This window comes from uncultured Nitratireductor sp. (assembly GCF_913053745.1).
Lineage (GTDB): Bacteria > Pseudomonadota > Alphaproteobacteria > Rhizobiales > Rhizobiaceae > Nitratireductor.
Map to the genome: position 1 here is coordinate 1 of NZ_CAJXGF010000073.1, position 22,520 is coordinate 22,520.

Consider the following 22,520-nt stretch of genomic DNA (forward strand, 5'->3'; position numbering starts at 1 on the left):
TGACCCTGCCGACCCGGCGGCTGATCCAGGCGATCAAGACCCGGGCCGGCCCCGACAACACTGTGACCATCGAGGCGACCGAGACGGCAACCGCGCTGCTGGGCGACGCCATCGCCGCCAACATGTTCATGCTGGGCATGGCTTATCAGTTTGGCGGACTTCCGGTTTCGGCGGAAGCCGTCGAAAAGGCGATCGAGCTTAACGGCCAGGCGGTTCCCATGAATGTTTCGGCGTTTCGCTGGGGGCGCCGGGCGGCACACGATCCCGATTACGTGCGCCGTCTCGTTGCGACGTCATCCAATGGCGATGTCCGTCAGCCCATGTCGCAAACATTGGACGATGTGATCGCTCGACGTGCGGCTTTTCTAGCCGACTATCAGAACAAGGCGTATGCGGAGCGCTATAGCGCGCGCATCGCCCGGCTGCGTGCCGCCGAGGAAGAAACGACGCCCGGTTCCACAGCGGTGACGGAAGCCGCTGCCCGCAACCTGTTCAAGCTTATGGCCATCAAGGATGAATACGAGGTGGCCCGGCTTTACACGGACGGAACCTTCAAGCGTCAGCTCTCCGCCGAGTTCGAGAGCTACGACCGTCTGGAGTTTCATCTCGCTCCGCCGGTTCTCGGCCGCCGCGACGCTGCCGGGCACCCCAGGAAATCGAGCTTTGGTCCGTGGATGATGCCGGCTTTCCGGATCCTCGCCCGCCTGCGTGGCCTGCGTGGCACGGTTTTCGATGTCTTCGGTCGCACCGAAGAGCGTCGGATGGAGCGGCGTTTGCTTGCCGATTATGAGGGCGATCTGGAGCGTATCGAGGCGATGCTTTCTCCTGAACGAATGAACGCGGCAACGGCGTTGGCCTCCGTCCCCGCCCTCATTCGCGGTTACGGCCATATCAAGGAAGCCAGCGCCGAGAAGGCAGCGCAGGAGCGGGCCAGGCTTATCCGCCGTCTTGAAGACGGTGGCGAAGAGGATCCAGTCCTGAAAGCCGCAGAATAGCCGGCTTTCCTTCGGCCGAGGGTGAGAAAACCATAATAAACCTTTCTTAATGCTGTTATGGCATATCTTCGCCCGTCAATCGGGCTCATGCAGTGAAAAACAGCAAAAATAGCATTCCGGAAGACGTCTATGTCGGGTACATCCGTTCGTTATTTCAAGACGTCGGCGTGCTCCCCGTTGGCGCAGCTTGCTATGGCCTGATCGCACTGCTTCTATACTATAAGACCGGTCAGGTGGCGCATCTCGTTTTCGGGCCGGCGATGTTCATCGTCGGGGTCTGGCGGTATTTCAAGATTACGCGCGTCGATCATGCCCTGATATCCGACTATCCATCAGCACTTGCCTGGGAATCCCGATATCTCTGGTGGGGCAGCGTCCACGGGCTGGTCGTTGGAGCGTTCGGCTTCTTTTCCATCGTTTGGGCGGATGACAATTTCAGCGAACTCGCTGCTGTATCTGCAATCCTCAGCGGCACGATAACCATTGCCGGGCGTAACTACGGCTCGCATAAAATGGTGTCGATCCTGACGCTGACCATCGTGTTTCCGATGGCGCTCGGATTGATGCTGAAGGGCGATTTCTATCATTTCGTGCTCGGCCTTTTCATCGCGCCATTCATGCTGGTCGTGACAAAAATGGCCGACCTTGTCCGCACCGTTCTCTTCACGGCCATTAGCGAGGAGAAGCGCTCCACACGGTTGGCGCAGCGCTTTGACAGGGCTTTGAACACGATGCACCACGGGCTGCTCATGCTGAACAATGAGGAGCGTGTGGTCGTCGGCAACACCCAGGCGGCGGAAATGCTCGGTTTCAAGTCGCCGGAACAGATGCTGGGGCGCACGTTGAAGTCCCTTTTGATGCGGGGCGTGGCGAGCGGTCTGTTGTCGGAACGCGATTATGCCTATGCCGAAGAGCAGCTCTCGCGTGCTTTGCGCGAAGGGCGCAATCGCAAAGTCCTGCTTCGCATGACCAATGGCCGCCACTTCGAGTTCGCGGCTCGCGAGGGACATGACGAGGTGGGCGTTCTGACCTTCGAGGAGGTAACGAGCCGTATAGAGGCAGAAGAAAAGATCCGCTTCATGGCGCGTTATGACAGCCTGACAAGCCTGCCCAACCGGGCCTATTTTCACGAGAAGGTCACGGAGGCGATGGCTGCGGGGAACCAGGACAGGCTTTGCGGCCTCGCCGTTCTCGATCTCGACGATTTCAAGACCGTAAACGACACCCTCGGCCATCCGGTCGGTGACGGACTGATCTATGCCGTGGCCGAACGCCTCTCAGTCTTCGAGAGTCCGAATGTTCGTATCAGTCGCTTCGGCGGCGACGAATTCATGATTTACTTCAACCAGGTCGCGGACGAGGGCGAATTTTCCCGGCAGTTCGAAGAAATCTTCTCATCGCTCTCCGGAGAAGTCGATGTGGCCGGTCACGCCATGCGTATTCAGGCAAGCGGCGGCGCCGTTGTGGTTCCGGTGCGCTCCAGCGACGTCGATGCGATGATCGTTAAGGCGGATCTGGCACTCTATAAGGCCAAGGAACTGGGCAAGAATGCCTGGAGTTTGTTCGAAACGGAAATGGATGTCGCGTTCCGCAACCGGCAGGTGATGAAAGCGGATTTGCGCAGCGCCATCGAAGCGCGCAATCTCCGTGTCGTCTATCAGCCGATTGTCGATGCATCCACCATGCGGGTGGCAAGTTGCGAAGCTTTGTGCCGCTGGGATCACCCGGAGCTCGGTCTCGTTTCGCCGGCGGTCTTCATCCCATTGGCGGAAGAGATGGGCCTGATTTCCGAAATCAGCTCCATCGTTCTCGAAGCCGCGTGCAAGGAATGTGCGAAATGGCCGGAGCATGTGGGCGTTTCGGTCAATCTTTCGGCGAAAGATTTCCGGTCCAGCGAGGTTATTGGCAAGGTGGAGCGTGCTCTGGAAGGGGCGGGGCTTGTGCCCGACAGGCTTGAGATTGAGGTTACGGAAACGGCGCTCCTGAACGACACAGAGGCGACCGTGCGATACATCAATACGCTGAAGAAGCTCGGTGTTCGCGTCGCACTCGACGACTTCGGAACCGGGTATTCCTCACTCAGCTATCTCCACACACTGCCCCTCGACAAGATAAAGATCGACGGGAGCTTCGTCGCCAACTTGAAAGAAGGAGAGCGGTCGCTTCATCTCCTGCAGGGGGTCGTGGATCTCTCACGCAAGTTGGGGCTTTCGGTCACCGTGGAAGGTGTGGAGCGATTCGATCAGTTGAAACTTCTCGAAAGCTCGGTGAAGCCCGATTTACTTCAAGGTTTTCTGTTCGGTCCGGCTTTAACGGCATCCGGCATAGAGACCATGGCTGAAATGAAACGGCCTTTCACGCCTGAACACGCAACCACAAAAACCCGCGCATCTATTTGACTTTTCCCGCATTCTTTACATGCAATCCCATTATTCCGAAACTTTCTGTTAAGGTTAACAAAGCCTAAATTAATTTCATACGGCTTTCAGCTTTACATCGCCGGTTAGGTGATTACGCTTGTAACGTAAGAGAGGTGGTAGAAGTCGACGTGGGGCATGCGGCAATGGTCACGAGTACCGGCCTGGTCGGCCTGAACCCGGGAGCAGAACGTTTTGTTCGCGAACCGGCGAAAAAATCCTCGAGCTTCATCGATGGCGTGATGGCGCTTCTGGAGCGCACCGAATATCGCCGGTGCGAAAGCGGCGAAGATCGCGAAGAGATTTTTCATCTGCGTTACCGATCATATCGGGCACACGGCTTTGTGCCGAAGACCGGTCGACAGATCGTCAAGGACGATCTCGATGACCTGCCCAACAGTTACAACTTCGCTGTCTATATAGATAAGCGCCTTGTCAGTACCGTGCGCCTTCATCAGATTGACAAAGAGAACCCGCTCGGCCCGGTGACGAAAGGTTTCGGCGATATCATGTCGCCGCTCATCGAGCAGGGTGATACCTGCATCAATCCGAGCATGTTGGCCGCGGATCCCGACATTGCGCGTGAATACCGGGCGCTGCCCTATGTTTCGCTGCGTCTGGTCATCGCCGCCTATGAGTATTTTCGCTCGACTTATTGCGCATGCCTGATCCGCGAGGAGCACACCGCTTTCTACCGCCGGATTTTCGGAGCGCGCCAGATGAGTCCCGAACGTTCCTATCCGCCGATCAGCATCCCGTTGATGCTGTTTGGTGGAGTTTGTTCCAAGGAATTCGGTCCCATCGTTGAGCGGTTTCCGTTCTTCCTGTCGACGAGATCGGAGCAGAAACTGTTGTTCGAGCGCACGGACGCGGGGCATACAGCGCCCTTGACCGTACTGCCGACGGCCAAGTATTTGCGCCACGCCGCCTGACACCGGTCTTCGCGGGATCGCAGCTTGTCGCTGGCCGGCAGTCGGGCTATCGAAAAGACATGAGTACGAAACGGGACATCGCCTTGGACGCCATTTGGGCTGCCGAGCTCACGGATGACGAGCTTGAGCGGGCACGGCGCGGCTTGAGTGAGCGGTCGTTCTCGAAGGGAAGTTATATCTGTCACCGTGGTGATCGGCTCGATCACTGGACCGGCGTTACCGATGGCCTCATCAAGATCAGCGCCATCTCGGCGGCGGGCAAGGCGATGACGTTTGCCGGCGTAACGGATGGCGGCTGGTTCGGCGAGGGATCGGTGCTCAAGGGTGAGCGGCGCCAGTACGATGTGGTGGCGATTCGCGACACCCGCCTGGCAATGCTGTCGCGCAGCAGCTTTCTGTGGCTCTTCGAGAACAGCACCGGATTCAACCGTTTTCTCGTTCGTCAGCTCAACGAACGGATGGGGCAGTTCATCGCCACCATAGAATATGATCGCATCCTCGGCCCCACCGCGCGTGTCGCGCGCAATTTGTCCTGGTTCTTCAATCGCACGCTCTATCCGCGTGCGGGAACCACGATCGAGATCAGTCAGGAAGAACTCGGCCTTCTTGCCGGCGTTTCGCGTCAGGTGGTCAACCGCGCCTTGCGCGCGCTGGAAGACGAAGGGCTTTTGAAAGCGGAGCACGGACGTATCACTGTCGTCGATGCAAGCGCGTTGAGCCGCTACGATTCATGATCGCCCGGCGGTTTTTCGATCTCGACTGTCGCTTAGACTTTAGTCGGAACACGCGCTTGATGCTTTCCGAATACTCGCATCCGCGCACATAAATCCGTTAGTATAAAGACAACTTGGCCCTGTGTCTGTCAAGGGGCGTGTTGAATGGTCGCGGGTTTCGTGGAACCCTCGATTCAATCAACAGGTCCGGTTCGGGGAGGAACCGGAACAACGGCGGGTCTACCGCTGACAGTGGGAGGTAGCGACTTGGCGCACACCGACGCGTCGAAGGATACGTTCGCCAAATATCTGCTCTTGAACGCCGACCGGTTTGGCGATCGCCCAGCCATGCGTTTCAAGGATTACGGCATCTGGCAGAGCTGGACCTGGGCGGAGCAGCTCGAAGAAGTGCGGGCTTTTGCGCTGGGCCTCCAGTCGATTGGCCTGAAGCGCGGCGACAAGATCGCCGTTATCGGTTCCAACCGACCAAGGCTCTACTGGACCTTTGCCGCCGCCCAGTCTCTGGGCGCCGTTCCGGTGCCGGTCTATGCGGATTCCGTCGCCGAAGAGATGGCGTATGTGCTCAACCATGCCGAGGTCACCTTCGCCGTGGTGGAGGATCAGGAGCAGGTCGACAAGGTGCTCTCCATCTCGGAAGAGGTGCCGCTCCTGACCGAGATCGTCTATGACGAGGAGCGCGGTCTGAGGGATTACGACCACACCCATCTTCATGCCTATGACGGCGTGCGCGATACGGGCCTGCGCCGTTTCGCCGAGGAACCGGAAGCCAATGCCAACTGGCTGGCCGAGATCGAAAAGGGGCGCGGCGCCGACCTTTCGGTCATGCTCTACACATCCGGCACCACGGGCCGCCCCAAGGGCGTGATGCTGTCGAACGACAATTTCGTGCGCTCCGCCATCAACGGCAACGCCTTCGACAATCTGACCGAAAACGAGACGATCATAGCCTATCTGCCCCTGGCATGGGTGGGCGATCACCTGTTCTCCTACGCTCAGTCCTACACGGCGGGCTTCTGCGTCGCGTGTCCCGAAAGCCCCGAAACGGTGAACGAGGACCGCCGCGAGATCGCGCCGACCTATTTTTTCGCGCCGCCGCGCGTCTTCGAGGCCATGCTGACCTCGATCATGGTACGCATGGAGGATGCCGGAAAGCTCAAGAAGGCGATGTTCGACTATTTCCTCGCCCATGCCGCAAAGGTGGGCGAGCGCATTCTGAACGGCGAGCAGGTGGGGCTTCTCGACCGGCTGCAATACGGGCTCGGAGAGTTTATGGTCTATGGCCCGCTGAAAAACCGCATGGGCTTTTCGAACATGCGGGTCGGCTATACGGCGGGCGAGGCCATCGGGCCGGAGCTTTTCTCCTTCTACCGCTCGCTGGGGCTGAACCTGAAACAGCTCTACGGCCAGACGGAAGCCACGGTCTACATCACCGCGCAGGAGGATGGGAAAATCCGTCCCGACACGGTGGGCCTGCCATCGCCGGAGGTGGAAATCCGCATCGCCGAGAGCGGCGAGGTTATGTACCGTTCGCCTGGCGTTTTCGTCGGCTACTATAAAAACGACGAGGCCACCCGCGAAACCAAGACCGAGGATGGCTGGGTGCATACGGGTGATGCCGGGTTCTTCGACACGGACGGCCAGCTCAAGATCATCGACCGTGCCAAGGATGTCGGCAAGCTCTCCGATGGCGCGCTGTTTGCGCCGAAATACATCGAGAACACGCTGAAATTCTTCCCCGACATTCAGGAGGCGGTGGCGTTCGGCCATGGGCGCGAGTTCTGCGCGGCCTTCATCAACATCGATTTGCAGGCGGTCGGCAACTGGGCTGAGCGCAACAACATCGCCTATGCGTCCTATCAGGAACTGGCCGGGCATCCGCGCGTCTACGAGACCATCGCAGCCCATGTGAACGAGGCCAATCGCAGGCTCGCCCGCGAGCCGCTGATGGCGGCCTCCCAGATCAGGCGCTTCCTCGTTCTGCACAAGGAACTGGACGCCGACGATGGCGAACTGACCCGCACCCAGAAAGTGCGCCGCAAGTTCATCGCCGAGCGCTATGGCGAACTGATCGAGGCGCTTTACGATGGCTCGTCGGAGAAGTTCGTGGAAACGCAAGTCACCTATGAGGACGGCCGCAAGGGCATCATCCGCGCCACGGTTCAGATCGTCGATGCGGAGATCCACGCGGTTCCGGCCGAAAACGTCCGGGAGGCTGCCGAATGAACCCGCGTCCCGATCCCAGTGAGCTCACCGCGCCGGACGATGGCATCGCCAGGGGCGGGGTGCTTCTCGACGTAAAAAACGTCTCGCTTTCCTTTGGCGGCGTGAAGGCGATCACCGACATTTCGCTCGATGTGCTGAAGGGCGAAATCCGCGCCATCATCGGCCCCAACGGTGCCGGCAAGACCTCGATGCTCAATGTCATCAACGGGTTTTACACGCCGCAGGAAGGCACCATCGTCTTTCGCGGGCGCGAGCGCCGCTCCATGAAGCCGCATCAGGCAGTGGGACAGGGCATCGCCCGCACCTTCCAGAATGTCGCGCTCTTCAAGGGCATGTCGACGCTCGACAACATCATGGCCGGTCGCTCGGTCAGGATGAAGCGCAACATCGGTTGGCAGATGCTCTGGCACGGCCCGGCGCTGCGCGAAGAAATCGAGCACCGCGAGAAGGTCGAGGAGATCATCGACTTTCTGGAAATCCAGCACATTCGCCGCACCCCGGTGGGCAAGCTGCCCTATGGCCTGCAAAAGCGCGTCGAACTTGGCCGCGCGCTTGCCATGGAGCCGACGCTTCTTCTTCTCGACGAGCCCATGGCGGGCATGAACCTTGAAGAAAAGGAAGACATGAGCCGCTTCATTATCGATGTGAACCAGCAGCGCGGCACCACGATTGCGCTGATCGAGCACGATATGGGCGTGGTCATGGACCTGTCCGACCGCGTGGTGGTGCTCGATTACGGCAAGAAGATCGCCGACGGCTCGCCCGACGAGGTGAAGAACAATCAGAACGTGATCGACGCCTATCTGGGCGTGCCGCATTGAGCGGCGAGGGGAGGAACACATGGAATTCTTGAACGATGTTCTGGTGCAGCCCTTCGCCGATATGGCCGCCGCCCCTGATTTCCTGCTCCAGGTGCTTTGGGAAGGGCTTGTCGGCGGGGTGCTCTACGCGCTGATCGCGCTCGGCTTCGTGCTGATCTACAAATCCTCGCGCATCTTCAACTTCGCGCAGGGCATTATGGTGGTGTTCGCCGCGCTTACGCTGGTGGGCCTCTATGAAAAGGGCGTGCCGGCCCTGCTTGCGCTACCGCTCACGCTGGCCGTGATGCTGGTTCTTGCCATGACCATCGAGCGCGTGGTGCTGCGGCCGCTGGTCAATCAGCCCGACATCATCCTGTTTATGGCCACCATCGGCATCACCCTGTTCCTGATCGGCTTCGGCGAACTGATTTTTGGTGGCGAAAACAAGGTCATGATCACCGAGCAGCTGTTCATCCCCACCGGCAGCATCGTGTTCGAACCTTTTGGCGGTTTCGTCTCCATCGAGGAAAAAGACCTGACGGCGGTGATCGGCGCCATGGTGCTGGTGGCAGCACTTCTCGTTTTTCTCAACAAGTCCAAGATCGGCCGTGCCATCCGCGCGCTTGGCGACGACCATCAGGCTGCCCTTTCGGTCGGCATTTCGCTGTCCACCATCTGGGTCATCGTCTGGTTTATCGCCGGTGTCATCGCGCTTGCCACGGGCATTGTCTGGGGTGCGCGGGCCGGCGTGTCCTTCGCGCTGGAGGTGATCGCCTTCAAGGCGCTGCCGGTGCTTATGCTCGGCGGTCTGGAAAGCGTCATGGGCGCGATCATCGGCGGGCTGGCCATCGGCATTCTGGAAAAGCTCTTCGAGATCTATTGGGGCCAGCCGCTGCTCGGCGGCAACACCGAAGCCTGGTTTGCCTATATGCTGGCCCTTCTGGTGCTTCTCTTCCGCCCGCAGGGGCTGTTCGGCGAAAAAATCATCGAGCGGGTGTAATCCATGTTTTATCGCACAGCAGGCCAGTTCAAGAGCAGCTATGAAGCCGATCACGCGCTGTTTCCGGTGCGGCAGGATGCCATCCTGCTTGGCGTCATACTGGTCTTCGCCTTCATCGTGTTCCCGGTCACGGCGAGCGAGTTCACGTTTCGCGCGCTTTTGATCCCGGTGCTCATCTATTCGCTGGCAGCACTCGGTCTCAACATCCTCACCGGCTATGCGGGGCAATTGTCGCTCGGCACCGGCGCTTTCATGGGCGTGGGGGCCTATGCCTGCTACAAGCTCGTGTCCATCTTTCCGGAGATGAACATTGTGGTGGCCATTGCGATGTCCGGCTTTTTCTCCGCCGCCATCGGCGTGTTGTTCGGCCTGCCGTCGCTGCGCATCAAGGGGTTCTATCTCGCCATTGCCACGCTGGCGGCGCAGTTCTTTCTTGTCTGGCTGTTCCAGAAATGGGCGTGGCTCTACAATTACAACGCCTCCGGCGCGATCCAGGTGCCCAACATCGATATGTTCGGCATCACCGTGGCGGGGCCACGCGCGACCGCCATGACCCAGTATTACTTTGTGCTTTGCGTCGTCTGCGTCATCACCGTCTTTGCCATCAACATCACACGCGGCCGCATCGGGCGCATGTGGAAGGCCGTGCGCGACATGGACATCGCCGCCGAGCTTGTGGGCATCAACCTGATGCACACCAAGCTCATGGCCTTCTTCGTGTCGTCCTATGTGGTGGGCATTGCCGGTGCGCTGTTCGTGTTCATGTGGCGCGGTGCGGCGGAAGCGAACCTGTTCGACATTCCGCTCTCGTTCCGCGTCCTGTTCATCGCCATCATCGGTGGTCTTGGCTCGATCCTCGGAAACTTTCTGGGCGCGATCCTCATCGTTGCGCTGCCGGTCATCATCGGCAGCGTGCCGCAGGCTTTCGGCATCCCGGTCGATTCCGCCATGGTCGAGCATCTGAACATCATGATTATCGGGGCGCTCATCATCGCTTTCCTCATCATCGAGCCGCACGGTCTGGCGCGGTTCTGGGCGATGATCCGCGAAAAGTTCATTCTGTGGCCTTTCCCGCACTAGGCGGGCAAGGTGCGTGAGACGGGGAGTGTTCGCCCCTTCCTTTCGGAGAACGGAACAAGTGGAGGAGACAGTATGAAGAGAATGCTCAAAACTGCGATCCTGTCGTCGGCGCTCATGATGGGCGTTGGCCTCACCGGGCCTGCCATCGCGCAGGACGAAAGCGTCTACATTCCGAACCTGGCCTACCGGACCGGTCCCTTCGCGGCCACCGGCACGCCACTGATGAACGGTCAGCGCGACTACATCACCCTGCTCAACGAGCGGGATGGCGGGTTGAACGGGGTCAAACTCGAATATGACGAGTGCGAGACCGGCTACAACACCGAGAAGGGCGTGGAGTGCTACGAGAAGACCAAGGCGCGGGCCGTGGTCACGCAGCCCTGGTCCACCGGCATCACGCTACAGGTGCTGCCGAAATCGAATGTCGACAAAATACCGATCCTGGCGCCGGGCTACGGCTTCTCGCCCATGGCCGACGGCAAGGTGTTCCAGTGGGCCTACAACCCGCCGTCTTCCTATTGGGACGGCGCGTCGATGATCCTGAAGAACATTTCGGATGGCAATCTCGACAGTCTGAAAGACAAGAAGATCGCCTTCCTGCATCTCGATCATCCGTTCGGCAAGGAGCCGCTTCCCCTACTTGAGGTGCTGGCCGAGAAACACGGTTTCGAACTCGTTCCGATCCCGGTCGGTCTGACGGAGATGCAGAACCAGTCGGCGCAGTGGCTGCAAATCCGCCGCGAGCGGCCCGATTTCGTCGTCATGTGGGGCTGGGGTGCGATGAACGCCGGCGCCATCACCGAAGCCGTGAAAACCAAATACCCGATGGACCAGTTCGTCGGTGTCTGGTGGTCGGGCCATGATGGCGACCTGAAGCTGGTGGGCGAGCAGGGCAAGGGTTATCGCTCCATTTCCTGGAGCGTGCCCAATTCCGAATCCCCGCTCATGGCCGATATCAAGCAATACGTGGTCGATGCCGGCAAGTCGCAGATCAACCAGTCCGAAGGCGAGTTTGATTCCGTGTTCTACCAGCGCGGTCTGATGATCTCCGTGATCCTCGTCGAAGGCATCAAGGCCGCGCAGGACGAGTTCGATGTGCGTTCGCCGAGCCCTGAGCAACTGCGCTGGGGGCTGGAGAACATCAAGCTGGATGAAGCCCGCCTGAAAGAGCTTGGCGCGGAAGGCATGCTTGTGCCGTTTAGCACCTCCTGTTCCGATCATACTGGCCATGGCGGTGGCTGGATGCTCGAGTGGGACGGTGCCAAGTTCGTCAAGGCATCGGAACTGTTGACGCCCGATCGGGCGGAGATCGAGCCTCTCGAAACCGAAAAGGCCAAGGAGTATTCAGAGGCCAATGCGCCCTGGCCGATCAATGAAGAGTGCGAGATGTAGGCACTGAAGAGCGCCGCTCCCTCTGGTTCGGGGTGCGGCGCTTCATCGAAATCGGGACAGTGAAGCATGACGACGACAGCACCGGCACCTTCGGCGGATACCGTGGAGCAGATCCTCGAGGTCAACAATATCGAGGTTATCTACGATCACGTCATTCTGGTTTTGAAAGGCGTGTCGCTTTCAGTGCCGCGCGGCGGCATCACGGCCATTTTGGGCGCTAACGGCGCCGGCAAGACCACGACTTTGAAGGCGATCTCCAATCTGCTTCACGCCGAGCGTGGCGAGGTGACCAAGGGCTCGATCTTGTTCGGTGGTGGCGAAGTGCAGAACCTTTCGCCGAATGATCTCGTGCGGCGCGGCTGCATTCAGGTCATGGAGGGACGGCACTGTTTCGGCCATCTCTCGGTCGAGGACAATCTCCTGACCGGCGCCTTCACCCGGCGCGACGGGCAGGCAGCGATCCGCGAGGATCTCGATCTGGTCTACACTTATTTCCCGCGCCTGAAAGAACGCCGCAGCTCGCAGGCCGGCTACACGTCCGGTGGCGAACAGCAGATGACGGCGATCGGCCGGGCTTTGATGTCGCGGCCCAAGATGATCCTGCTCGATGAGCCGTCCATGGGGCTTGCGCCGCAACTGGTCGAGGAGATTTTCGAGATCGTCAAGCAGCTCAACGAAGAGCAGGACGTCTCCTTCCTGCTTGCGGAACAGAACACCAATGTGGCACTGCGCTACGCCAAGTACGGTTACATTCTGGAATCGGGTCGCGTGGTGCTCGATGGCGAAGCGAAAGCCTTGCGTGAGAATGAAGACGTGAAGGAATTCTATCTTGGCGTCGGCGGGGAAGGGCGGCGCTCCTTCCGCAATGTGAAGCATTACAAGCGCCGCAAGCGCTGGCTTTCCTGATCCATTGCTCTGCGTCTTTGTCGTTTATCGGAAATCGCACGGGCGTTCTCCCGGATAAGGCAACGTATTTTCTGAAACCGTACCAATTTCTGGCAAACGGTTCTTCCAAACCGATTGAAACCGCATCCGATTGTTCATGCGGCAATCCTCCCATTGCCCTTGAGCCATCTTTTCGCTATCTCCCAAGACCAATTCTATTCCCACGGGGTTTTGTGATGGCAGAGAACACGCCGGCCACTCCGGCCGAAACGGGTGCAGAAATGGATTACACCGAGCACGAGAAAACCTACGATCTCTTCCTGGCCGTCATCAAATATTCAAGCTTGGTGGTTGTCGCCGTTCTGGTGGCAATGGCGTTTGGTTTCTTCACTTCCGCTGGTTTTTTCTCCAGCACCGTTCTCTTCATTCTGATCTCGGTGATCGGCGCCTGGCTGCTGCGCTAGGCAGAGCCGGTTGTCATGGGGGACGGGGTTGCCGGCGCAGCCCCGTGACCGGGAGGACGGTCCAACCGAAAGGATATGACGGTGGGACAAAGCATATTTGTGCCTAAAGAAATTGACGTTACGGAAAGTCGAGTCGCGGTCTCTCCCGAAACGGTCAAACGGCTTGCCGGCCTGGGTTTCGACGTTGTCGTCGAGAAAAACGCAGGCGGGCGATCGCGTATTATCGATGACGAATTTGAAAAAGCGGGTGCGAAGATCGGCAAGGCATCCGATGCCGGGAAGGCCGATATCGTCCTGAAATTGCGCCGCCCGACGCCGGCCGAGGTCAAGACCTACAAGAAGGGCGCGCTGGTTCTCGCCAGTATGGATCCCTACGGCAACGAAGCCGACGTGGCGGCCATGGCATCGGCGGGCGTCACGGCCTTCGCCATGGAATTCATGCCGCGCATAACGCGGGCGCAGTCGATGGACGTTCTGTCCTCGCAGGCCAATCTGGCCGGCTATCGCGCCGTGATCGACGCGGCCGCCGAGTATGATCGCGCGCTGCCGATGATGATGACGGCGGCAGGCACCGTGCCGGCCGCCAAGGTTTTCGTCATGGGCGCAGGCGTTGCAGGCCTTCAGGCCATCGCCACGGCGCGCCGTCTGGGCGCGGTCGTCACCGCGACCGACGTTCGCGCGGCTGCGGGCGAGCAGGTGCAGTCGCTGGGCGCGAAGTTCATTATGACCGAGGCGTTGAAAGACGCATCGGGTGAAGGCGGCTATGCCCGCGAGCTGACCGACGAAGAGAAGAAGGCGCAGGCCGAACTCGTTGCCGATCACATCGCCAAGCAGGACATCGTCATCACCACGGCGCTCATTCCGGGCCGTCCGGCTCCGCGCCTTGTCAGTGCCGACATGGTCAAGTCCATGAAGCCGGGCTCCATCATCGTCGATCTGGCGGTCGAGCGTGGTGGCAATGTGGAAGGCGCGAAAGCAGGTGAGATCGTGACCACGGCCAATGGCGTGAAGATCGTCGGTCATCTGAATGTGCCGGGACGCGTGGCCGCTTCCGCCTCGTTGCTCTACGCGAAGAACCTATACACCTTCCTCGAGACCATGGTTGACAAGGAGAAGAAGCAGCTCGCCGTCGACATGGAAGACGAGCTGGTGAAAGCCACCATGCTGACCCATGACGGCAAGGTTGTTCATCCCAATTTCGTCGACACCGCAAAGCCCGCTGCCGCGAAGAAAGCGCCGGTCCGCAAGGCATCGGCTCGCAAGGCCGCAACCGGAAAGACCCCGGCACGCAAGCCCGCAGCCAAGGCTGCAGGGGGCACGGCGACGAAGAAAACTGCGGCCAGGTCGGCCGGCGCATCGAGCGCCGCCAAAAAGCCTTCCGCAATCAAATCGGGGGGAGAAACCTGATGGAACCAACCGCACTCGAAAAGGCGCTCGACCAGCTCGACAGCGCAGCGGCAAGCGTTCGCGCCGCCATTGAAGGCATGCAGGCGGCTGAAGTCGCCGATGCCGCCGGCGCGCTTGCGCATGGCGCATCCGGCGGAGCGATCGACCCATTCGTCTTCCGCTTCGCGATCTTCGTGCTGGCGATTTTCGTCGGTTACTACGTCGTCTGGTCGGTGACGCCGGCGCTGCACACGCCGCTGATGTCCGTCACCAACGCGATCTCCTCGGTGATCGTGGTCGGTGCGCTGCTCGCTGTGGGCATCTCCGCTTCGGGGCTCGCCACGGGCTTCGGCTTCATCGCGCTCATCCTGGCGTCGGTGAACATTTTTGGTGGCTTCCTCGTGACCAGCCGCATGCTGGCCATGTACAAGAAGAAGGACAAGTGACGTGAGCGCCAATCTTGCATCCTTCCTCTACCTCGTTTCCGGCATTCTCTTCATCCTCGCGCTGAGAGGCCTGTCGCATCCCACCACCAGCCGTCAGGGCAATGTCTACGGCATGGTCGGCATGGCCATCGCCATCGGCACCACGCTGCTCTACGCAACGCCCTCCTTTGGCGGGTTCGTGCTGATCGTGCTCGGCCTCGCCATTGGCGGTGGCATCGGTGCCGTAATCGCCAAGCGCATCGCCATGACCGCGATGCCACAGCTCGTGGCCGCCTTCCACTCGCTGGTCGGTCTGGCCGCCGTGATGGTGGCCGCCGCAGCGCTCTACGCGCCCGAAAGTTTCGGCATCGGCACGCTGGGTGCGATCCACGCGCAGGCGCTGGTCGAGATGTCGCTCGGCGTTGCTATCGGCGCGATTACCTTCACCGGCTCCGTCATCGCCTTCCTGAAGCTCGATGGCCGCATGTCCGGCAAGCCGATCCTCCTGCCCATGCGCCATGTGGTGAATGCGGGCCTGGCCATTGCGCTGGTCGTGCTGATCGTGCTTCTGGTCACCACGCAGAGCACGTCGATTTTCTGGCTGATCGTCATTGCCTCGCTGGTGCTGGGTGTTCTCATCATCATTCCGATCGGCGGTGCAGACATGCCGGTCGTCGTGTCGATGCTCAACTCCTATTCGGGCTGGGCAGCAGCCGGCATCGGTTTCACGCTGGGCAACCTCGCGCTCATCATCACCGGCGCGCTGGTCGGCTCCTCGGGTGCGATTCTGTCCTACATCATGTGCAAGGGCATGAACCGCTCGTTCATCTCGGTCATTCTCGGCGGATTCGGCGGCGAGACGGCGGCCGCAGCCGACGATGATATGGACCGCACGGTCAAGCAGGGCTCGGCCGACGACGCCGCTTACCTGATGGCCAACGCGCAGAAGGTCATCATCGTGCCGGGCTATGGTATGGCCGTCGCCCAGGCGCAGCATGCGCTGCGTGAAATGGCCGACAAGCTGAAGGAAGCCGGCGTCGAGGTGAAGTACGCAATTCACCCGGTTGCAGGCCGCATGCCCGGTCACATGAACGTGTTGCTGGCGGAAGCCCAGGTGCCTTATGACGAGGTGTTCGAGCTCGAAGACATCAACTCCGAGTTCGCCCAGGCAGACGTTGCCTATGTGATTGGCGCCAACGACGTGACCAACCCGGCCGCGCGCGACGACAAATCCTCGCCGATTTACGGCATGCCGATTCTCGACGTGGACAAGGCGCGCACTTGTCTTTTCGTCAAGCGTTCGCTCGGCTCCGGCTATGCCGGCATCGACAACACGCTGTTCTACAAGGATGGCACGATGATGCTTCTGGGCGACGCAAAGAAAATGACGGAAGACATTGTCAAGGCGATGGACGAATAAACGAAAAAAGCCCGGCTTGAGCCGGGCTTTTTGTTGCCGGGTGGGGGCAGGGAAGGCTCACTCGGCAGCAGCCGTCGAACGTAGCTGGAATTCGCTTACGCCGAGGGCGATGTTGATGCCTGTCTTGCTTTCCAGGCTCACCGGCTGAAGCATCAGACTTTCGCTGTCCTGGGTGACGAGGACATTGGCACCCGCGCCGAAGCCGGCTGCGACCTCCGCGCTGACACCGGCATAATCGCCTTCGAGGGCGCCCGGTGCATAAGCGTCTGCAGTCGGCGCCAGTACCAGCCATTGCATCTGCGTGGCGTCCTTGACCCCGACGTCGAGACCGAACTTGTTCACCACACCCACATAGGTTTCAGGTGGGCGGTTTCCGTCGGAGGGCTCGAAGGTGCATGCCAGCTCCTGGGAAGAGGCGATCACAACGCCGCCTCCGCCTTCGATGACGCAGTCCAACACGCCGACTTCGACACGTTCTTGGGACAGTGCCGGTGTGGCGGCTGCAGCCGTCAGGACGGAAGCGAGAATGATTGCTTTTTTCATCGCTGGAACTCCTTTCTTGGTCCGGGCTCAAAACCCGTCACCGAGAGGAAGGTTCCAGATTAATTCTCGTGATCTTTCGTGAACGCCAAGCGGTCCGACAGGTCGAAGCCTGAACGGGATCTTTCTAAAAGTGAGGCGATCAAATGCGTGTGCGAGCCAGTCCGTCGCGAGCTGGCATGTATTCGGGATCGAGCTGAAGCGCGCGCGAATAGGACTTGGACGCCTTGGCTTTGTCGCCCCGCTTCTCGTAGACCAGTGCTTGGTTGGCCCAGCTTTCGGCCAGGTCGTCGTCCAACCGTATGGCGGTGTTGAAGTCGGAGAATGCGTTCTCGTCATCGCCTTGCGCGAGATAGGAAAGACCGCGTCCGTTATAGCCATAGGGCGCGTCCGGGGAGAGCGAGATCGCCTTGGCAAAATCCTCTATGGCGAACTGGTGCTGACCGGTTCCCTGGTAGAGAAGACCGCGACGGTAATAAGCGCGCGGATCCGTTGTGTCGAGCTGGATGGCGCGCTCCAGGTCGGCCAGGGCATCCGTGGAACGGCCCGACAGGCGATAGATCTCCGCGCGCCCAATATAGGCGGTATCGTAATTGGCATCGAGCGAAATAGCCTGATTGTAATCGGCCAACGCCTGCTGATCGTTGCCCATATAACGATGGATCAGGGCCCTGTTGGCATAGGCATTGGGTGAGCGCGGGTTCAGCGAGATTGCCTTGTCGAAGTCTTTCAGGGCATCCTGATAGCGCCCCGCACGGCCATAGGCCGCGCCACGCATGTTGTAGGCTTCCGGTTCATCGGGCGTACGTTCAATGACAGAGCTGAGCGAGCCGATGTTCTCGGCCGACCCCTGCGCGGTGTCGACCCGGCTCAAATCCGTTGCGGGGTTTGTGCCGGACTGACAGGCTGCCAGCGGAAGAAGCGCGGCGAGCGCGAGGCCGGCAAGGGCGTTGCGTGGGAAGCGGGGCGAGGACGTCAGGAAAAAAGTCATAGCTTCTAATGCCATAACGCGAGAGCCAAACCAAGCCATTGCCGTCCCCATGCGTAAAGTCACCGGATATACAAAAACGCGGCACGACCTAAAGATCGTACCGCGTTCGTTACAGACAGAAATCGTCGAAAGATGGGCGCTGTCAGCGCGCGCCGGCGCGGCCGCCGACCAGACCTTCGCGCTGGGCGCGCTTGCGGGCCAGCTTGCGGGCGCGGCGAACGGCTTCTGCCTTTTCGCGTGCGCGTTTCTCCGACGGCTTCTCATAATGCCCACGCATCTTCATCTCGCGGAAGATGCCTTCGCGCTGCATTTTTTTCTTAAGCGCGCGAAGCGCTTGATCAACATTGTTGTCGCGGACGAGTACCTGCACGTGTGCTTCCTGTCAGAACGTTGGTCTTCGGTATGTTAAACGCTGAATTCGATTTTCCTTTGCCCATGGGCAAAGGGTTCCGTGGCGGAATTAAGCCACGAATAGCGCTGGCTCATAGCAGAAGCGACGTTGTCTGTCGAGCGCTTTTTTCGGATTTCCTTCATTCCGCTCGACGATCGGCCGCGCCGTTAACGCGTAAAAAAGAGATGCTCCCTAGACAGAGGCCTTTGCCGTGATGGAGGGGGTGATGGGATTGGGAGTCTTGGGACAGGCACGGGGACAATGGAGCGCGTATTTCCCGCGTATTTGCCTTGGTGCGGGCGCTTTCGGGCTTGTCGCGGCCTCGGCCGTCTATGGTGAACTTGTTCACGGTTATGGATTGCTTCGTAAGGAAGACCCGGATTTCACGCCGTTCGGCCGTGCGCGTATCGTTTTGTCCTTCGTGGCTGCGTTGCTGCTTTTCGGCGCTTTGAAGCCGGTGTCCCGCAGACCGGGGGCGGATATCTCGGACCACAATCAGGCAATGGGGGCCATCGGTGCGGCTGTGGTTTTTCTCCTGGCCGTCGCGGCCGCAGTGCACTTCATACCGACCTCGCTGAACGATTATGTGCGTGAGATGCAGCCGCTTGGCATGGCGACGGAAGCGCTGCTGATCGCGGCGATGGTCGGATTGACGATGGCCGCGTGGTGGGGACGCACTGTAACTGGACCGCGACTCCTGGGGCTGTTTCCGCCGCCTTATGTGCTAGGTGGCATGGCGGCTGCCGTGTTTTTCATTCTGATGGAGGAGATGTCCTGGGGACAGCACTGGCTCGGTTGGTCAACGCCGGAACTTTTCAGCAGGAATGTTCAGAACGAAACCAACATCCACAATTTCTACACCTACCAGTTCGAAGCCGTTTACTATACGAGTGCCATCTTCTGTTTTGTGGTACTGCCATGGTGCTGGCCGCGCGGAGCCAGCGGTTTCTTCGCTCAGGTGGAACCCTATTTGCCACCGCGTGTCTTCGCATTGTTGGCGCTTCCCATCGCATCCCTGATGTATGAAGCTTGGAACATCGTGCCCTATCAGGTCTGGTATTTCCTGGGTCTGATGATCGGCATCGATATCGTCCGTCGGCTGCAATCGCCCGAGCTGCGTCGCGCGGCCATCGCGCTTGCGCTTGTTTATGCTGTTACGAAACTGATTTTCCTTTTCGGAGGCAGCGAAATGGTTGACGGTTATGAACTGTCGGAGGTTCGTGAGTTCTATATCGCGCTTCTCTTCATGATCCATGGTTGGATGCTGGCGCAGCGATTCCGCCAGCATCCATAGGGTCCATCAGACCTTGCTGATGGAAACGCCACCATCGGCCAGCATCGCGGTTCCGGTTGTAAAGCTCGATGCGTCCGACGCGAGGAACAGAACGGTTTGCGCAATTTCTTCGGGCCGTGCAATGCGTTTCAGGGCATGCATACCCTCCACGAATGCGCGCTGTTCGTCGTTCTCGAATGTGGCCATCGAGGTGTCGGTGGCGCCTGGAAGAAGGGCATTGACGCGTATGGCCTCTTGTCCGAGTTCCGATGCCAGGGATTTTACCAGTCCGACGAGCCCGGCCTTGCCTGCCGCATAGGCCGACATGCCGGGCATGCCTGCGGTTTCGTGTCCAACGAAACTCGATGTGAAGATCAAGGAACCGCCGCCGCGGCGCCTTAACGCGGGCACCTGGTATCGGGCCGCCGAAAAGGCAGAGGTCAGATTGGTTTCGATCACTTCGTCCCAATCCTCTTTCTCGAGCGCATCGATCGGCACCATTGGGCCAACCGTGCCGGCATTGTTGAAGGCAACGTCGAGGCCGCCATATCGATTTTCGGCGAGCGCCACGAGTTCCAGGTTGTGGGCATCGTTGCGGACATCTCCGGCCAGAGCAATGGCCTCGCCTCCGTCCGCCTCGATTTCGCCGATCAGCGTGTCCAGTTCGGCCTGCCGTCGGGCGGTGGCGACAATTTTGGCCCCGTGTTGGGAGAATAGTCTGGCCGTCGCCCGTCCGATACCGGCACTGGCGCCGGTCACGATGGCGACCTTGTTTTTCAGTGATGTCATCTCGTTTCCTTTCGTTTCGCTTCACCCGCATTGCCGGGGTGGCGCGAAACTCTCAGGTGTGACCCGGGCCAGCCACCCGAAAACGGACGAAGGAAACGGCGGCGAGGCTTTACGCAAAACGGCAAAACCCGTCGCAATCAGCGCAAGACATTGCGTCGGATTTCGCTACTGCTAGGCTGTTGTCCGATGCGCCCGGCACTGGCGCGATATGTGTTTTGCGGGGAGGTTCATGCGCAAATATTCCGTCTTCGCCATCGCCCGCGAGGCCATGCGTGGCCACAAGGGCTGGCCGGAGCAATGGTCTTCTCCACAGCCGAAGAAGAGTTACGATGTTATCATCGTCGGCGCCGGAGGGCATGGGTTGGGCACGGCCTATTATCTTGCCAAAGAGCACGGCATCACCAATGTCGCGGTGCTGGAGAAAGGTTGGCTCGGCGGTGGCAACACCGGCCGCAACACAACCATCATTCGCTCCAACTATCTCTATGACGAAAGCGCCGGCATCTACGACTGCGCCGTGAAGCTGTGGGATGGACTGTCGCAGGATCTGAACTACAACGTCATGTATTCACCGCGCGGCGTGATGATGCTGGCGCACAATGTGCACGATGTGCAGGTGTTCAAGCGCCATATCCATGCCAACCGGCTGAACGGCGTGGACAATGAATGGCTGACGCCCGAGGCGGCGAAGGCCTATTGCCCGCCGCTCAACATTTCGCGCGAGGCGCGCTATCCGGTCATGGGCGCGGCGCTGCAAAGGCGCGGCGGCACGGCGCGTCACGATGCGGTTGCCTGGGGTTATGCGCGGGCGGCGGCTGCGCGCGGCGTCGACATCATCCTGGCGGCGCCCGATGCGGTGGCCTGCCTGCCGCGCACCACGCGCATCTCGGAAACGGAGGCCTGACCATGTATGTCGCGGTCAAGGGCGGCGAAACCGCCATTCACAACGCGCACAAGCTCCTGGCCGACAGGCGGCGCGGCGACCGTTCGCTGCCGTCGCTGACGCTGGCGCAGATCGCCGAACAACTGGCGCTGGCGTGCGACCGGGTGATGGCGGAAGGCTCGGTCTACGACAGGGAACTCGCCGCCCTCGCCATCAAGCAGGCGAGGGGCGACCTGATCGAGGCGATCTTCCTGTTGCGCGCCTACCGCACGACATTGCCGCGCTTCGGCTATTCGGTGCCGATCGACACCGGCGCGATGCATGTCGAGCGCCGCGTCTCGGCGACCTACAAGGACCTGCCGGGCGGCCAGATGCTTGGGCCGACCTTCGACTACACGCACCGCCTGCTCGATCCGGAACTGGCGGGCGACGAGGAGGTCGCGGAAGCGGAGCGCCGCGAGGGCGACGACACGCCGGTGATGCGCGTCTCCGACATTCTCGCGCAGGAAGGCCTGATCGAGGAAGACGGCGACGTGCCGGGCGACGAGATCGGTGACCTGACGCGCACGCCGATGGATTTCCCGATGGCGCGCGACACGCGGCTGCAGGCGCTGGCGCGCGGCGACGAGGGCTTCCTGCTGGCGCTCGGCTATTCGACGCAGCGCGGCTATGGCCGTACCCACCCATTCGTCGGCGAGATCCGCATCGGCGAGGTCGCCATAGCTCAGGGTGCCTTCGAGCAGGCCCATTCGCTGATCTACCTCGGCCTCCGTCATACGCCCTTTGCGGGCGGAGATGTCATAGTTGGTCCGGATGGTGTCCAGACCGCGATCCAGAGCCTCCTGCTTGAGTTCCAGGAGCTTGACCGGAATCCCGGCATTGGCAAAGTTCATGGCGATGCCCCCGCCCATGGTGCCGGCGCCAATTACTGCTACCGAGCGAATGGCCCGAGCGGGCGTCGAAGGGTCGACCCCGGGCACCTTGAGTGCCTCCCTTTCGGCGAAGAACAGGTGCTGTTGCGCCCGAGCCTGGGGCGTAGCCATGCATTCCCTGAACAATAATTGTTCGCGCGCGAGGCCCTCTGCCAAGGGTAGCCTGCAGGCAGCTTCGATGGCCTGAATGCAGCGCTCGGGTGCGTAGAAACCGCGGGTTTTACGGGCGATGGCGGCACGGAAATCATCGAAGCCTGATGCCGGAAATACGTGCATATCAATCCGGCTGTCGGCGCAGCTGCGCACCGGCGCGCCCGCTTCAATCAATTCGCGGGTGTAGGCCAGGGCATTCTCGAGTAGGTTGCCCTCGCTCAGGCGGTCAACCAGCCCTTCGGATTCGGCTCGATGTGCATCAATCGGCTTGCCGGAGGGGATCATATCCAACGCCAGGTTTACCCCCGCCAGTCGGGGCAACCTCTGGGTGCCTCCGGCGCCCGGAATCAGCCCAAGATTCACTTCGGGCAGCCCTAGCCTGGCCCTGGTATCCGCGATCCGGTAATCACAAGCC

General features: G+C 60.2%; 19 protein-coding genes and 3 pseudogenes. 17 read left to right on the forward strand and 5 right to left on the reverse strand.

What is annotated here, in order from left to right:
- The 14 genes from QZ638_RS13070 to QZ638_RS13135 all read left to right on the forward strand — a co-directional run.
- The coding region (locus QZ638_RS13070; RefSeq protein ID WP_295811091.1) for a DUF6537 domain-containing protein at positions 1 to 995 on the forward strand (995 nt) is incomplete at its 5' end.
- Positions 996 to 1,087: 92 nt separating this feature from the next.
- Positions 1,088 to 3,394, forward strand: coding sequence for an EAL domain-containing protein (locus QZ638_RS13075; RefSeq protein ID WP_295811094.1), 2,307 nt, complete (start codon positions 1,088 to 1,090; stop codon positions 3,392 to 3,394).
- A 164-nt stretch (positions 3,395 to 3,558) separates the two neighbouring features.
- The gene (locus QZ638_RS13080; RefSeq protein ID WP_295811096.1) at positions 3,559 to 4,344 is read left to right on the forward strand and encodes a hypothetical protein; all 786 of its coding nucleotides are present in this window, start codon (positions 3,559 to 3,561) and stop codon (positions 4,342 to 4,344) included.
- A gap of 59 nt (positions 4,345 to 4,403) precedes the next feature.
- Positions 4,404 to 5,078 carry a Crp/Fnr family transcriptional regulator gene (locus QZ638_RS13085; protein ID WP_295811101.1) on the forward strand — a complete coding sequence of 225 codons (675 nt, stop codon included), beginning with the start codon at positions 4,404 to 4,406 and terminating at the stop codon, positions 5,076 to 5,078.
- Between the two features lie 246 nt (positions 5,079 to 5,324).
- Complete coding sequence (locus QZ638_RS13090) at positions 5,325 to 7,301, forward strand: AMP-binding protein (protein ID WP_295811105.1); 1,977 nt, start codon at positions 5,325 to 5,327, stop codon at positions 7,299 to 7,301.
- Positions 7,298 to 8,122 (forward strand): ABC transporter ATP-binding protein, encoded by an 825-nt coding sequence (locus QZ638_RS13095; protein WP_295811108.1) that lies wholly within the window; start codon positions 7,298 to 7,300, stop codon positions 8,120 to 8,122. The genes QZ638_RS13090 and QZ638_RS13095 overlap by 4 nt, the downstream gene beginning before the upstream one ends.
- 19 nt (positions 8,123 to 8,141) lie before the next feature.
- Positions 8,142 to 9,101 (forward strand): branched-chain amino acid ABC transporter permease, encoded by a 960-nt coding sequence (locus QZ638_RS13100; protein WP_065815812.1) that lies wholly within the window; start codon positions 8,142 to 8,144, stop codon positions 9,099 to 9,101.
- 3 nt (positions 9,102 to 9,104) lie between these two features.
- Positions 9,105 to 10,181 (forward strand): branched-chain amino acid ABC transporter permease, encoded by a 1,077-nt coding sequence (locus QZ638_RS13105; RefSeq protein ID WP_295811112.1) that lies wholly within the window; start codon positions 9,105 to 9,107, stop codon positions 10,179 to 10,181.
- Between the two features lie 72 nt (positions 10,182 to 10,253).
- Positions 10,254 to 11,573 (forward strand): ABC transporter substrate-binding protein, encoded by a 1,320-nt coding sequence (locus QZ638_RS13110; protein ID WP_295811114.1) that lies wholly within the window; start codon positions 10,254 to 10,256, stop codon positions 11,571 to 11,573.
- Between the two features lie 66 nt (positions 11,574 to 11,639).
- Positions 11,640 to 12,479 (forward strand): ABC transporter ATP-binding protein, encoded by an 840-nt coding sequence (locus QZ638_RS13115; RefSeq protein ID WP_295811117.1) that lies wholly within the window; start codon positions 11,640 to 11,642, stop codon positions 12,477 to 12,479.
- Between the two features lie 215 nt (positions 12,480 to 12,694).
- Entirely contained in the window at positions 12,695 to 12,922 is a 228-nt protein-coding gene (locus QZ638_RS13120; RefSeq protein WP_295811120.1) for an aa3-type cytochrome c oxidase subunit IV, read from the forward strand.
- 81 nt (positions 12,923 to 13,003) lie between these two features.
- A complete protein-coding gene (locus QZ638_RS13125) occupies positions 13,004 to 14,329 on the forward strand; it encodes a Re/Si-specific NAD(P)(+) transhydrogenase subunit alpha (protein ID WP_295811121.1) in 1,326 nt (441 codons plus the stop codon).
- Positions 14,329 to 14,754, forward strand: coding sequence for a proton-translocating transhydrogenase family protein (locus QZ638_RS13130; protein WP_007008832.1), 426 nt, complete (start codon positions 14,329 to 14,331; stop codon positions 14,752 to 14,754). Before QZ638_RS13125 ends, QZ638_RS13130 begins: the two co-directional genes overlap by 1 nt.
- A gap of 1 nt (position 14,755) precedes the next feature.
- Positions 14,756 to 16,153 carry an NAD(P)(+) transhydrogenase (Re/Si-specific) subunit beta gene (locus QZ638_RS13135; protein WP_295811126.1) on the forward strand — a complete coding sequence of 466 codons (1,398 nt, stop codon included), beginning with the start codon at positions 14,756 to 14,758 and terminating at the stop codon, positions 16,151 to 16,153.
- Between the two features lie 57 nt (positions 16,154 to 16,210).
- On the opposite strand, the gene QZ638_RS13140 is transcribed toward QZ638_RS13135, so the two are convergent.
- The 3 genes from QZ638_RS13140 to rpsU all read right to left on the reverse strand — a co-directional run bounded on the left by QZ638_RS13140 (position 16,211) and on the right by rpsU (position 18,054).
- Complete coding sequence (locus QZ638_RS13140) at positions 16,211 to 16,696, reverse strand: DUF992 domain-containing protein (protein ID WP_295811131.1); 486 nt, start codon at positions 16,694 to 16,696, stop codon at positions 16,211 to 16,213.
- 139 nt (positions 16,697 to 16,835) lie between these two features.
- Positions 16,836 to 17,684: a tetratricopeptide repeat protein gene (locus QZ638_RS13145; RefSeq protein ID WP_295811134.1), complete on the reverse strand. Its 849-nt coding sequence runs from the start codon at positions 17,682 to 17,684 to the stop codon at positions 16,836 to 16,838.
- A gap of 142 nt (positions 17,685 to 17,826) precedes the next feature.
- Positions 17,827 to 18,054: a 30S ribosomal protein S21 gene (rpsU, locus tag QZ638_RS13150; protein WP_006471186.1), complete on the reverse strand. Its 228-nt coding sequence runs from the start codon at positions 18,052 to 18,054 to the stop codon at positions 17,827 to 17,829.
- A 247-nt stretch (positions 18,055 to 18,301) separates the two neighbouring features.
- Between rpsU and QZ638_RS13155 the strand changes: the two genes are divergently transcribed.
- Entirely contained in the window at positions 18,302 to 19,369 is a 1,068-nt protein-coding gene (locus QZ638_RS13155; protein ID WP_295811159.1) for a hypothetical protein, read from the forward strand.
- Positions 19,370 to 19,375: 6 nt separating this feature from the next.
- Here QZ638_RS13155 and QZ638_RS13160 read toward each other — a convergent pair whose 3' ends face one another.
- Entirely contained in the window at positions 19,376 to 20,137 is a 762-nt protein-coding gene (locus QZ638_RS13160; protein WP_295811161.1) for an SDR family oxidoreductase, read from the reverse strand.
- A 229-nt stretch (positions 20,138 to 20,366) separates the two neighbouring features.
- Here QZ638_RS13160 and QZ638_RS13165 point away from each other — a divergent pair.
- Together QZ638_RS13165 and QZ638_RS13170 are read left to right on the forward strand one after the other, a co-directional pair.
- Positions 20,367 to 20,975, forward strand: a pseudogene (locus tag QZ638_RS13165) (FAD-dependent oxidoreductase); the annotation flags it as partial.
- A 68-nt stretch (positions 20,976 to 21,043) separates the two neighbouring features.
- Positions 21,044 to 21,736: pseudogene (locus tag QZ638_RS13170) on the forward strand (carbon-phosphorus lyase complex subunit PhnI); the annotation flags it as partial.
- Between the two features lie 12 nt (positions 21,737 to 21,748).
- On the opposite strand, the pseudogene QZ638_RS23350 reads toward QZ638_RS13170, so the two are convergent.
- A pseudogene (locus QZ638_RS23350) lies at positions 21,749 to 22,520 on the reverse strand (3-hydroxyacyl-CoA dehydrogenase NAD-binding domain-containing protein); the annotation flags it as partial.

Coding starts and splice junctions, on each gene's coding strand:
- QZ638_RS13085 (WP_295811101.1), top strand. CDS start 4,404: ATGAGTACGAAACGGGACATCGCCTTGGACGCCATTTGGGCTGCCGAG.
- QZ638_RS13120 (WP_295811120.1), top strand. CDS start 12,695: ATGGCAGAGAACACGCCGGCCACTCCGGCCGAAACGGGTGCAGAAATG.
- QZ638_RS13155 (WP_295811159.1), top strand. CDS start 18,302: ATGGGATTGGGAGTCTTGGGACAGGCACGGGGACAATGGAGCGCGTAT.
- QZ638_RS13110 (WP_295811114.1), top strand. CDS start 10,254: ATGAAGAGAATGCTCAAAACTGCGATCCTGTCGTCGGCGCTCATGATG.
- QZ638_RS13130 (WP_007008832.1), top strand. CDS start 14,329: ATGGAACCAACCGCACTCGAAAAGGCGCTCGACCAGCTCGACAGCGCA.
- QZ638_RS13160 (WP_295811161.1), bottom strand. CDS start 20,137: ATGACATCACTGAAAAACAAGGTCGCCATCGTGACCGGCGCCAGTGCC.
- QZ638_RS13145 (WP_295811134.1), bottom strand. CDS start 17,684: ATGACTTTTTTCCTGACGTCCTCGCCCCGCTTCCCACGCAACGCCCTT.
- QZ638_RS13095 (WP_295811108.1), top strand. CDS start 7,298: ATGAACCCGCGTCCCGATCCCAGTGAGCTCACCGCGCCGGACGATGGC.
- QZ638_RS13100 (WP_065815812.1), top strand. CDS start 8,142: ATGGAATTCTTGAACGATGTTCTGGTGCAGCCCTTCGCCGATATGGCC.
- QZ638_RS13105 (WP_295811112.1), top strand. CDS start 9,105: ATGTTTTATCGCACAGCAGGCCAGTTCAAGAGCAGCTATGAAGCCGAT.
- QZ638_RS13115 (WP_295811117.1), top strand. CDS start 11,640: ATGACGACGACAGCACCGGCACCTTCGGCGGATACCGTGGAGCAGATC.
- QZ638_RS13140 (WP_295811131.1), bottom strand. CDS start 16,696: ATGAAAAAAGCAATCATTCTCGCTTCCGTCCTGACGGCTGCAGCCGCC.
- QZ638_RS13080 (WP_295811096.1), top strand. CDS start 3,559: ATGGTCACGAGTACCGGCCTGGTCGGCCTGAACCCGGGAGCAGAACGT.